This window comes from Candidatus Thiodiazotropha sp. CDECU1, from assembly GCF_963455295.1.
Classification (GTDB): domain Bacteria; phylum Pseudomonadota; class Gammaproteobacteria; order Chromatiales; family Chromatiaceae; genus Thiodiazotropha.
This window is the reverse complement of the sequence record NZ_OY734020.1, coordinates 2,702,007-2,714,488: the sequence shown is the minus strand read 5'-3', so window position 1 is coordinate 2,714,488 and position 12,482 is coordinate 2,702,007. Positions and strand designations below refer to the sequence as shown.

The window sequence follows — 12,482 nt, the reverse complement described above, 5'->3', positions numbered from 1 at the left end:
GTAAATCAGTAACATGATGAACTGTGAGGCAACAATACCAGACTAGCAATTAAGGTGCATAGGTAGATGACCCAAGTAAGTCGGAGCTTCTAGGCCTCGGACAAAGCCATCTGAACCAGATCGCGCACCACACTGGTTTCAAAAGGTTTGTCACAGATGGCAGACACACCCGACTGCTGTACGGCGGCCAAGCGGCTTTCATTTGCTTCGCTGGTTACCATCAATACGGGGATTGAGGCCTGATTGCTGGCTGTACGGATGTGATCCACCAACTCCTTGCCATCCATGTTCGGCATGTTGTAGTCGGTGACCACCAGATCAAAGTAGTTGTTGGCGATTATCTCTACCGCCTCCCGGCCATCCCGTGCCTCGCGGATGTGCTCTATGCCCAGGACATTGAGTACCCGGCTGATGTGCTTGCGCGCCATACTGCTGTCATCCACCACAAGAACCTTGAGATCCTCGGGACAGAAGTTGTCCAGTTCAAGCAGTGTGGGGTCGATATATTCCAGCACCGAGTTCATGGCGATACGAAGTTCTGCCGGCTTGAACGGCTTGGGCAGGATCGCCACGGCACCCGCCTGCCGAATCGGGTCGAGATAACGGAAACGGGTCTCGCTGGAGATGAGCATGAAAGCCATTTTTTCCAGGTCGGGATCGTTGCGCATGGTGTGCACCAGATCGGTGCCAGTCATGTCCGGAAGATAGAGCGTGCTGATGGCAAGATCAGGGTGGTCGGTACGCATCGTATGTAACGCTTCCTGCCCGGTTTTTACCGTGACTATCTGTTCTATACCCAGTTGAGAGAGTTGTCGCTGAATGATGCGTTGCTGGGTAGATGATGGCTCGACGAGTAATACCAATAGTTCTTTCAGATGCACCTTAGCCACCAATTAATTTTCATGGGTCTAGATTGTAATCGGTTGCTGACTGGGGAACTTTAATCCTGACTTCTCACCAGATCCTGGATTATTGTATTCCCGTGCATGTTTGGAGATAGTCCAATGTTCTGCACAGGTAAATGCCAAGCTGCCTTGCAAGGGTGCGCCGTTATACATAAGGCTCTTAAGTTGCACTTCAGACAAGTGGACTTCATGATGAGTAAGGATTCAATCCCGTCATACTACGAATTGAGCAATACCGTCACGAAATGACCAATCGACATCGTGATTTTCCGCAATCGTAATCAGCACATTCGCGGGATCGATACCGGGGTTTTTTGCCAGGTTTTCAACACATTTTTTGTAAAAGGCCTGTTTCGCCTTGTTTGAACGTCCTGCACGCATGATCAGAAACATCATCACTCGATCACCATCACGCTCCTGGAATTGCAGGCAATGGGGTTCCACTTCATGAACGATCTGATAGCGGTCATCGTCGGGAAAGTCCATGGTTTCGATGACCGCAGAATTGATGCCGTCGGTAACGGCTTTAATATAGTCAGGGGATTTACCCTTGAGTATGGAAATATTGACTAGCGGCATGGCAAAACCTCTTAAGATGATCGATTTGACTGCGAATGTGAAAAGTATCTGGATATAGAAGCGCATTGCCGGGTCTGACCAGAATTCGACAACAATCTGAAAGGCGTCAGTGAGGTGTGCAGCTTCCAGCGGATGGATTGCAAATCCTGTCTACCTCTGTATTGAATCAGCTCTTAACTGACTCTGAAAATAAAGTTAATAATGCACAGTTTCAATTAATAGTATTTTATAACCATTTTGATCCGTGGTATGTCATGGTGGAAATGGCATAACCAGACGTATTGCAAAAGCGATAAAAATTTCAGTAAGTTAAGGTGCAGTATAGATGATTTAACGCTTCTAGTCTTGCATTGGTTGGTGCATTAGAGGGTTCAAAAAAGAGCGGAGGCAAACGATTATGACTGAACTACATTTATATGACTACACTGACAATGCATTGCGAAGAAAAGGATATAAGGAGCACTACGAGGACGAGCATTATCTTTTAAAAGATAAGAAAGTCTATCATGGCGGTATCGATTCGATATGGGGTGTAAAGGACTTTTTCAAACTCTTCTACCTCCGCAACGGCCCAATCAGCGATGTTATATTTCACACCCATGGCAGTAGCGGTTATATACACCTGCCAAAGGGATCAATTAAATCATCGAATGTTGATCTATTAAAAAGTGCCTGTTCGCTATACCTAGCAAAGCCGGCAACAGTTCTGTTCTTGGGTTGCAACGTGGCTGATGGTGATAAAGGGAAGGTGTTTATGCGAAAAGCAGCAAAGGCGATGTTGGGTCACGGTGGTGGGGTAATGGCGGCGTACACCTCCAGGACTATGTCTATTCCGTGGATTGGTCAGAGGATACCCAAATGGGGTGACAGGGTGTTGGCTGTCGTTGATAAAGGTGGTGATGTCAGAATCGAGTAATAGACTTCAGTTGTGACTGTCTCTCAGACACCTGTAGAAATAGTCATAGCCTTGTCCATTCCATTGGTCGCGACTGAGTCGCTGGATATAGGTTATCGAGTTGCTTGGCTATATCTTACGGGAATTCTGCCACACTGTATCATCGAATCCAGTCTCCCTAAAAAAAGAAGGGAAGGCACTGCTGCCTTCCCTCCAACCGATCATCTGTAATGAACGGCTATCGGCTTAGTCAAACAGGTAGTTACGGGCAAAGGGCTCCGGACGCTGGTCACGAATCTCAAAGACAACAGTCTCGTGATATTTACGCCCATGCTTGTCCTTGGCTGTGACCTTCGCAGTGTGTACACCGTTCTCCAGATCGTCTGGCAGGGCTACCTCCCAGAGATGGTTGGAGTTGTCGGTATGCATCCATTCGTCGGAAGGACGCGGGCTGCTAGGACCGTGAGTGGCGCCAGTCCAGAGCTCGAATCCCTGGGTGCGGGGATTGCCGGATGTGCTTTCGGCCGCATAGCGATATACATACATCTGTTTCTCTAGTGCAAAGGGATCCAGAGTGTTTTCGCTACGTACCATCTCTATCTTGTCACCGCCGTCGATCTCCACCCAGACCTTGGTTGCGCTGGAGCCGTTCCAGACATTGGCGGTGAGTGTGGTGCCATACAGCTCGTCAAGGGGGATGATCATGTTGTCTTCAAGATCGTTGACATTGACCGGAGGAATGCCATCCGCACCGGCGCGCAACCAGTCGAGCAGTTGAGCGTACCAATCGGCGAAGGTGGGGGTCAGCATGCTGACAGCGATCTGCTTCTCTGCTGGCTCGCCAGTCGCCTTGAAGCTGTCCTTGAAGGTATTACCTTCGAATTCAAACACCATAAAGCCGCGTTTCGCACCTAAGCGCTGATAGGACATGGGGACACCGTCGTCGTCAAAATCGCCGCTCCACCAGGATCCACAACCGGCACCGGTGATGATCTGCGGAAAGGGCGTTGCAGGGATGTCCAGTCCAGCGATGTCAGGTCGAGCACCCTCACCAGGCTCGAAGTGTTCCAGAGTGTGAGTGTGTCCACTCAGGGCTAATGCGGGACGCCCCTCCAGCAGACGATAGATATCACCAGCATTGTCTGTTTGGTGCTTGTTGGAGCCGCTGTCAATGAATGAGATGATTGGAATGTGCATATTCAATACAACCAACTTGTCCATCGGTACCAGTGCGAGATCGTTTGCGAGCCACTCCATTTGTTGTTCTGTGACATAACCGTTATAGGTGTCACTGGTGTCACAAAATCCATGCTCCCCATCATGGTTCAAGCAGGGATACTGGACATTGTCCAGGGTGATGAAGTGAACATCGCCGATATCGAATGAATAGTAGGCTGGGCCCCATTCGCGCTTGAAGGTATCGAAGGAGTTTTCATCGGTTGGGGCGTCGAAATCTAGGTCGTGATTGCCCGGTACGTAATACTGGGGCGCATTAGCAACACTTAAGATCTGTTTAAAGCGTGGGTAGAGCCCAAGGTCGTCACCGAGTACATCACCTTCGACAATGATTCCTTCCACGTCTTTCATATTCATCGCGGCGAATTCTTTTGCCAGGGTGTCGCGGACATAACCCACTTCATTGTTACTGTAGGGTTGGGTGTCGCCAATGATTATCATCTTGAAGTTTTTTTTGTTGCGTTTATGACGTTTATTCTTGATCAGTGGAAAATTGATCATATCGGGCAAAGGACCTGTAGCATCAAGACCACCGAATCGGAGTTCTGGCGAACCCTCTGGTAAGTGGTGGTAGAAGAATTGTGGAATATTGTCCTCATCCACAGGGATGTCGTAATTTGCAGGTTTGGTTATGAAAACGGTCATGCCATCGAAGGCGGGTAATTCATAATATCCATGTTTATTGGTAGTAACCACATCACGGCCATTAGAGACCATGACATTGTTTATGCCTCTTTCGCCTTGATCCATGACGCCGTTTATATTGCGGTCTTTAAAGACCTTGCCTGTAACCATTTTGGTATCTGATGAAGCGCCGACGGTTTCAATTGTAGCTTTATAGTCAATATTTTTTGCATAGATTACTGACGGAACGACGCTGCAACCCAGAGCAATTGCAAGCGTCGTATTAAGGGTAAGTTTCATCTCAGGAATCCTCCCTAGGATAGGTTATTAGTGGACAAACCGAACGATTTGTGTGGCGAATCTTATTCTTATGGTGTGACATTGATATTTCGCAACAGAGAAATTTATTTTTCTTCCATGGCAATCCAGAGATCAAATAAATTTCACGCAATTGTTAATAAACTTTAATCAACGCATGTTCCTATTAGAGGTTTCCAATATAAATTTCTGGCTGCTAATTACAGGAAGGCACAATGCTTGATGCAAATACCGTGAGGGATTGGCTAAGGGAACCTATGCTCCACTTTATTGTTGCTGGGCTAGTGGTGTTTATTGTCGACAGTATGGTTAACAATAATGATGTAGTGGATGAGAACCAGATTGTAATTAACAACAGAGTGAAGAGTGAAATAATTCTAGAGTTTAAGCAGAAAAAGAGTCGTGATCCTTCGCAACAGGAAACCGATAAGATGTTGGATGCATGGTTGCGAAATGAACTGCTTTACCGCAAGGGATTGGATATGGGGCTGGCTGAGAATGATTCCATTATCAGGGATCGGGTAATTCAGAAAACGGTTTTCCTATTCAGAAGCCTTGCGGGTTTGAAAGAGCCGAGCATGCAGCAACTCAAAGAGTGGTATCAGGAAAAAGGAGCGAATTACCAAAAACAACCTGGCTACGACTTTGAACATATCCTGATTCGAGAGCAGGAACAACAAGCAAAACAAAACGCTGAAGAGATTTTAAACCAACTAGTGGCAGGAAAAGCAGCCCCAACCTTTAATCATGCTTATCATAAGTTTGTTGCCCGGAATAGGGCCGGCTTAAGTGTAACCTTTGGCGATGAATTTGTTGAGGAACTTGAACAATTACCCACGAATGAATGGAAAATAGTCAAATCCAAGAAAGGTTGGCATGTGTTGAGGATACAATCGATTAAACAACAACCTTTACCTGGGTTTGAGCAGATCAAGCCTTTGATTCGTAAGGATTGGCAACGCAAGCAACAGAGCGACCAGGTGGTCAAGTTGATCGAGGAACTGCGCAATAGCTACACAATACTGCGTCAATCGTCATGAAATTTGATAGAACTCTACTATTTATCTCACTGTGGCTGTTTTCTCAGGTTACTCTGGGCCATGCGATGGGTTCTTCATTCCTGCATCTGACTGAAACCTCTCCCAGTATCTTTTCTCAGCGTTGGGTGCCGGCGAAGCAGATTGAACGATTATCCTTAGTCGTCGAACCGCAATATCCACAGCACTGTTTTAAACAAGGACCTGTTGTTGACTGTGGAGACGATGGACTACTAGGTGATATCCACTTTGAGAATTTGCCATTACACGCAGATGTGGTTGTGCGCATTGAATGGTTGAACGGTGGCAAGTACACACAAGCAATATCAGGCCAAACCCAGTCAATACAACTGACTGCTGCTGATATCGGTGTAAACAGTCGGTGGCAAGTCTTGACTACCTATATGGTCATTGGTATCGAACATATCCTACTTGGATTAGATCACCTATTGTTTGTTGCAGGTCTGGTTTTGTTAGTGGGGTTTCAACGCCAACTCATATGGACCATTACGGCTTTTACTCTAGCGCACAGCCTGACCCTGGCCCTGAGTGTGACTCAGGTTGTCACCGTTTCTCAAACACCTGTAGAGATCATCATTGCCCTGTCAATTTTATTGGTTGCTGCTGAGTCTCTCGATAAGCGAATCACACTCGCGAGACGTTATCCTTGGTTGGTTGCCTTTGTTTTTGGGCTGGTACATGGCCTGGGATTTGCGGGAGCACTGCGAGAGGTCGGCCTACCAGAACATGAGTTACCACTCAGCCTGCTAACATTCAATCTGGGTGTTGAATTTGGACAACTTGGTGTGATTCTAGGTTTGTATCTGATTACATCCTTGATAAAGAGACTATATGAGAGTGGAAAATTGCTCCGGCCTGTTACTCTTGCCTCCGCCTATGTGATCGGCATTCTAGGGGCCTACTGGAGCATTAGCCGGTCTGCGGAACTCATAAATGTGTTCTAGGTACATCTATTTCTTAAGATGAACTCGAAGCTTCAGCCTGGAGCCGGCTATGCTCAGGTATAAAGCGAGATACCAAGGCAAAGATTACCGTAGTCAACAACATCAACAGGGCGAAGAACCGATAGTAGTCAGCCCCCTGCAGCAGATCACTCCCCTCGATGGCGAAATTAACCATGCTGGTGAAGAGATTACCCAGGGCAATGGACATCATAAAGAAGGCCATGACGAACGACTTCATCCGGTTGGGCGCCTGGGTATAGGAGAACTCAAGGCAGGTGATGGAGACCATCACCTCGCCACTGGTGAGCACCAGGTAGGCGAGTAGCTGCCAGGCCACGGACGGAGTCTGCCCGAGGTCAATTTGGTGCTGCGCCCAGCCCGAGATGACGAAGGCAAGGGCCGCCAGCAGCATACCGAAACCGATCTTGCGCAGGGCGCCAAATCGCCAGCGGCGCAGAATCCTGGGATAGATGAGATAGGAGAAGGTGGGCACCAGCAGCATCACCAGGAGGGGGTTGGCGGCCTGTATCTGCGCCGGCAGGATCTCGACCCCGAACAGATTGCGATCCATCGATTGAGCCTGGAGTACCCAAGCTGAACCGCTCTGGTCATACAGGGCCCAGAAGACGGCGACGAAGAGATAGAGACCGAAAAGCCGTGCCAGGGTGATTAACCCATCACGGCTGAGGGTCTCGCGTACAAATTCCCAGCCCCCTGGCGGGATATGAACAAAACGGTGTCGCCCGCTCCAGAAGAGTAGGGTGGCGACAACCATCAATACCCCAGGCACGCCGAAGGCCCAGGATGGTCCTATCTCTTGCAATAGCCAGGGAGTGGCCAGGATGGAAAAGAAAGCGCCCAGGTTGATGGCAAAGTAGAACCAACCGAAGGCACGGGGCAGCAGCTGTGCATTGGTACGCCCGAATTGATCCCCCAGATGGGCAGAGACACAGGGCTTTATTCCCCCTGAACCCAGGGCGATCAAACCCAGTCCCAGCAACAGGCCCAGGCGGGTGTGGTCCAGGGCCAGGGCGAAGTGGCCGAGACAGTACACGAGGGAGAGCAAGATGATGGTCCGATACTTACCCAGCAGGCCATCGGAAATCAATGCGCCCAGAAGAGGGGTGATATAGACGGCTGAGACAAACAGATGAAACCAGCCCTTTGCCTCCTCTTCGTTCATGCTATCGGCAACACCGTCGCTATTCACCAGGTACTGGGTCATGAAGACGACCAGAATTGCCCGCATGCCGTAAAAACTGAATCGCTCGGCGGCTTCATTGCCGATGATGAAGGGGATGCCCGCCGGCATGTGGCGGGAGGGCAGGGGGGCGGTGTGATATTCAGTCACGTATCAGAGCTGCTCCAGGGTGATCTAATTCACCTATCATAACCAATTACTTCAATGCGCGCCGGGGTGAACTGAATAACCGGAAGCAATGAATCAGGCTTAGTGGCAGAAATCTAAATCGAAAGCAGTCCCTTGATCCAATCGATATGCATATCCCTTGGCGAGTGATAAAAGTCTTTACAAGCGAAAGGTGTCTTGCAGGGAAAAGTGACTGCTGAGGAAATCAGGTATCCGCTGTCGACACGCCTGGATGTGCTCCGCAAGCTTTTCCAGACTGGGCATGTAAGATGACTTTAATCATTACTCCACGACCACCTTTTTCTGCGCCAGAATACGCTTCCACTTACCGGTGATATATCTGATTTCATAACTACCGGCCTGTTTGGGAGAACGTAAAAAAAAGGTTTTCTGAGCTTTGGCTGTTTTGCTTGCGATTGGGGATTTATCCGGTTGATTGGTATCAACCAGGATAATCTTGTCGTTTTTCCCCCCAGGCCCTGTCCACGTGACTTCGATCGGTTGGCCGAGCTTGACTGTCTCTGCGACCGTTAAGGTGGCGGTGGCTGGGGTCAGTTCGATTGGCGAACTGGTAAGTATGGATTTGCTTTGACCGGTGATATAGCGTACTTCATAGGGTCCGGGCTCTTCAGGTAATTGCAGGTTTGTCGGAATTTTGGCTTTAGCGGTATAGAAATATTTACCGTACTTGTTCGCCGCCTCGCCTTCAGCAACAATCGTGATGTAATCCCGTTTGTTGTTCGGCCCTTCCCAGTTAATTTCCAGGCGAGAGCCCGCCATGGCCTGTGACGGCACATTCACCTTTGCCGAGGCTGAGGTGACTTCAATCGGCACGCTGGCGAGTATTTTTTTATTCTGCGAAGTGATATACCTGATTTCATACTCTCCCCCCTGTTCTGCCGCACGGAGTTTTGCTGGGTTGCCGGAGTTGGTATAGGCATAGTTACTGTATTGATTCGACGCTGAACCTGCAGCAGCAATGGTAATATAATCAGACTTATTGGAAGGCCCAGTCCACTGAACCTCAAAATCAGCACCTGCGACAACGGTTTCAGGTGCTTCGAGGGTTGCCGATACTGCTTCAACTTTGATTGGCCGTGTCGCCAGCACGCGGGCCTTTTGATCGGTCAGGTAACGTAATTCATACTCCCCAGGCTCTATGGGCATGGTGAGCTTGGTCGGACTGCCGGAATTTGTATAACGGTAATGCAGGTACTTGCGGGTTTCCGCGTCTGGCTCGGAGACTGTGATGTAGTCATTCTTGCCATCTGGTCCGGTCCAGCTTACTTCAATAACCGAGCCTGCCGGTGCACTCTCAGGTGCATCCAAAGTAGCGGTAGCATCGACAACCTTGATGGGCATCTCTGCAAGCAGCTGTCTACTGCGTCCATGCATGTAGTAAATGAGGTGATCACCCGGCTCGGATGGTGCACGTAGTTTTGCCGGAGATCCGGTGTTGGAATAGGCATAATTCAAATATTTGCGCTTATCGGTATCTGCCTTGCGAATAGCTATGTAATCATGTTTGGCATCCGGGCCTTCCCAATCAACCTCGAAGTATGCGCCAATCTGAACTTCTTCCGGACCACTGATACTCGCTTCACCCAATTCTTCGGGTTTCGGTTCATGCTTTACGACTTCCTCGATACCACTGTTGAGTTCATGGGCATTTTTGGCTAACACATAACGTCCACCACCTGCTTCTGCCATACATTTCAATTGCGCGGTTTCCTCTTTTTTCAGATCAAAGCCAACCACATGTAGACGGAATCGCACGCCTGCCTGCTTGGCTTGTTTTACCGCTTCGCAGGGATCCCGCTTGCAGGTTTCAAGGCCATCACTTACTAGCACGATTTCTGCTTCATCTTCCAATGTCCGCACAAGATCAACAGCTTGTTCAACTGATTCGGTAATTGGCGTTTTGCCTTTGGGTTGAATAGCATCGATTTGCTGACTCATTGCAGAGTGGTTGATTCCAGCCATTGGGTAGACTAATTCAACATCATTGCAGTCACCTTTACGCCTGTGCCCATAGACGAGTAAGCCAAGCTGGTCCTGTGCTGAGAGTGTGCCAACCATTTTTTTCATTACATCCTTGGCGATTTCAATCTTGCTGCGATTATCAATTTGCCCCCACATGGAGCCGGAACCATCAAGGATAAACAGACGGTTTTTCCCAACAGTCTCCGGTGATGTTTCTTCTGCAGCCAAGGTGGTAAAAATCAGGGACGTTAGAAAAATAGAAACAGTCCTTATGATGGTTTTCATATTCTCCCCACTGATTGTTATTGTCAGAGTATGCCATTCAAGCCAGTATTATAGTTCCATTCTACTGCATAGAATACTACGCGCAGGGTAGCGATCAGTGAGGATACTGTGCAAGTGAGCCAAGTCATCGCTTAGGGTATCTGTTATTTAATGGGAGTGTCAGGTTTTTTTGTGCGGTGCAGTAGCCGGAGAGACTTAATAGATTGGATGGACTGCCCCGGTTACAGTTAAAAACCGGGGCAGTATGCGTCGGATGAGATTCTCCCACCCGGCGTGGTGGCATGGTTGGCTATCTTTCAGCCAGGCTACCGCCGACGATTTTTTCACAGGTCCCTTTGAGTACCAGCATCCAGGCGTTACCTTGAGCGTCTGTCTTTGAGGAACCGGCGCAACTGGTGCCAGGGCCGGCCTTACAGTCGTTCTTGCCTGCTTTGGCAACGCCATAACACTTTTCCGTGCCGGCAGATGGTGCGGCATTCGCCACTCCCATGGCCAATGCGGTAGAAATTGCGCCGGCTACGATGGCAGTCTTGGTTGTCTTGTTCATGATTTTCTCCTCTGGGGGATTTAGAATTGATTGAGTAGGATTCGACAGCCTGCTTGATGCATGACCTCAAGCAAGAATACGAACCATTTCAAGTTCTGGATTCATCAGAAAAGAAAAAATTAACCTCGATTACATGGGGGTTTAAGTGGATCTCTTGCAATCAGATGGCGATTCATTTGGCAAGTCTGGCACCAATGATACCGAATTTGGCCTTTGACAGTTGCGCTTTCGGGATATTGTTCACTCCCAAATCGAACAATCGCTTTTTGCCTGCGGGTAAGATCGATTTATAGACCCGCTTCACCTTTCTTATCTGCCCATTGCTGTCACGGTACTTGATTGCAATGACGATACCCTTTACATCGCGGGGGGTCGGGTTGGATAACTCCGCCTTGAGTCTGCCCTTGTTATCAAGGCCGGTACGCAATTTGATATAGTTTTGCGGATTCTCCGATAGGTCGAGGGCCATCAAAGAACCATAGGCTGCCTTGCCTTGCGCGGTATCTTTCGAGGCGGCCTTGCGAAAATAGGACTTGGCGGATTTCAGGTTACCCGCTGCCTTGGCCAGATTACCCAGGGAGTTGTAGGCGTTTGCAGTCGGCAGCAGTTGCACGCTTTTCTCAAGATCTAGCTTGGCGGCATCGTCATTGTTCAACTTCTCATTGACCAAACCGCGCTTCAAGTAGTAGTAGAAGAAGCTGTCATTCAATTTTATCGCTTTATTGTAGTGCTGCTTGGCAATGGCCGGGTGTTTGCTTTTCTCCTCAATATCACCGAGCAGGGCATGAAAATGGCCCTCTTTGGGTTCCATTCGCATCGCCTTTTTGGCCAGTGTCCTGGCCTTTTTTAGATCGCCTTTTTGCAGCGCCTTACGCCCCTCTTCATAGGCTTCATAGGCAGGTTTGGTACGTTTTATATGTGCTGTCCTGGCCTTGAAGCGATCCTTGCCCACAGTACCGCCTTTGGGAAGCTCGGCTGCGGTCTTGATATTGTTTTCTACCCGCTCCATGGAGGGTGGATGACTGGCGAAAAGACCGCTCAGCCAGTCCTGGTTCTTACTTTCCGAGAGGCGTACGAAGGTGCGTTGGAGATCGATAGCTCCCTGAGGGTCATATCCCGCCTTCGACATATATTGCATACCGTAGTAGTCGGATTCCCGTTCTGCATCCCGACCATATTTCTTGGTCACCAATTGTGCGCCAAGGCCGGCGCCCAACTGCGCGATTTGGGCATAATCCTTTCCCTGGGTACCGATCACAGTCGCCATAACCGCACCCTGAATCAACATCCCGCGGGACATACTGTTGGCAGTATGCTTGGCGGCGGCATGGGTGATTTCATGGCCCAGTACCGCGGCCAGTTCCGCCTCGCTCTGCAACTCGGTGAGCAGACCGCGATTGATGGAGATCTTGCCGCCGGGAAGTGCCCAGGCATTGGGTACCGAGTTGTTCAAAACCTTAAACTCATAGGGCAGGTTGCGATCGCTGACAGCGGCCAGACTTTGACCTATTTCACTGACGTAGGCAGTCAACTTCTTGTCGACCGTGTAATCCCCCCCCTGGGATTGGCGCAGTGGGGCATAGTTTTTTCGCCCGATCTCCATCTCCTGAGCCTCTGAAACAAGGCTGAGTTCATTTTTTCCCGTGACAGGGTTTACCGCGCAACCGGTGATCAGGGAGAAGGAGAGGGCGACAGCGATCAGTAACCTATTCATGTCATGTCTCGGTCAATATCAGTTA

General features: G+C 49.2%; 10 protein-coding genes. 3 read left to right on the top strand and 7 right to left on the bottom strand.

What is annotated here, in order from left to right:
- Positions 1-89: 89 nt before the first annotated feature.
- Positions 90-881 (bottom strand): response regulator, encoded by a 792-nt coding sequence (locus R2K28_RS12340; protein WP_316364719.1) that lies wholly within the window; start codon positions 879-881, stop codon positions 90-92.
- Between the two features lie 237 nt (positions 882-1,118).
- The gene (locus tag R2K28_RS12335) at positions 1,119-1,484 is read right to left on the bottom strand and encodes a tautomerase family protein (protein WP_316364718.1); all 366 of its coding nucleotides are present in this window, start codon (positions 1,482-1,484) and stop codon (positions 1,119-1,121) included.
- A 397-nt stretch (positions 1,485-1,881) separates the two neighbouring features.
- Here R2K28_RS12335 and R2K28_RS12330 point away from each other — a divergent pair, with 397 nt between their 5' ends.
- Entirely contained in the window at positions 1,882-2,400 is a 519-nt protein-coding gene (locus R2K28_RS12330; protein ID WP_316364717.1) for a DUF4347 domain-containing protein, read from the top strand.
- 225 nt (positions 2,401-2,625) lie between these two features.
- On the opposite strand, the gene R2K28_RS12325 is transcribed toward R2K28_RS12330, so the two are convergent.
- Positions 2,626-4,539 carry a calcineurin-like phosphoesterase family protein gene (locus R2K28_RS12325; protein WP_316364716.1) on the bottom strand — a complete coding sequence of 638 codons (1,914 nt, stop codon included), beginning with the start codon at positions 4,537-4,539 and terminating at the stop codon, positions 2,626-2,628.
- Between the two features lie 233 nt (positions 4,540-4,772).
- Between R2K28_RS12325 and R2K28_RS12320 the strand changes: the two genes are divergently transcribed.
- Both R2K28_RS12320 and R2K28_RS12315 read left to right on the top strand, forming a co-directional pair.
- Positions 4,773-5,597 (top strand): peptidylprolyl isomerase, encoded by an 825-nt coding sequence (locus R2K28_RS12320; RefSeq protein ID WP_316364715.1) that lies wholly within the window; start codon positions 4,773-4,775, stop codon positions 5,595-5,597.
- On the top strand, positions 5,594-6,559 hold the full coding sequence (locus R2K28_RS12315) for a HupE/UreJ family protein (RefSeq protein WP_316364714.1): 966 nt from the start codon (positions 5,594-5,596) through the stop codon (positions 6,557-6,559). Before R2K28_RS12320 ends, R2K28_RS12315 begins: the two co-directional genes overlap by 4 nt.
- A 13-nt stretch (positions 6,560-6,572) precedes the next feature.
- On the opposite strand, the gene R2K28_RS12310 is transcribed toward R2K28_RS12315, so the two are convergent.
- The 4 genes from R2K28_RS12310 to R2K28_RS12295 all read right to left on the bottom strand — a co-directional run bounded on the left by R2K28_RS12310 (position 6,573) and on the right by R2K28_RS12295 (position 12,457).
- A complete protein-coding gene (locus R2K28_RS12310; protein ID WP_316364713.1) occupies positions 6,573-7,910 on the bottom strand; it encodes a POT family MFS transporter in 1,338 nt (445 codons plus the stop codon).
- 300 nt (positions 7,911-8,210) lie between these two features.
- The gene (locus R2K28_RS12305) at positions 8,211-10,196 is read right to left on the bottom strand and encodes a VWA domain-containing protein (RefSeq protein WP_316364708.1); all 1,986 of its coding nucleotides are present in this window, start codon (positions 10,194-10,196) and stop codon (positions 8,211-8,213) included.
- 289 nt (positions 10,197-10,485) lie between these two features.
- Positions 10,486-10,743 (bottom strand): BufA1 family periplasmic bufferin-type metallophore, encoded by a 258-nt coding sequence (locus R2K28_RS12300; protein WP_316364707.1) that lies wholly within the window; start codon positions 10,741-10,743, stop codon positions 10,486-10,488.
- Positions 10,744-10,915: 172 nt separating this feature from the next.
- Positions 10,916-12,457, bottom strand: coding sequence for a M48 family metalloprotease (locus R2K28_RS12295; protein WP_316364706.1), 1,542 nt, complete (start codon positions 12,455-12,457; stop codon positions 10,916-10,918).
- Between the last annotated feature and the right edge of the window lie 25 nt (positions 12,458-12,482).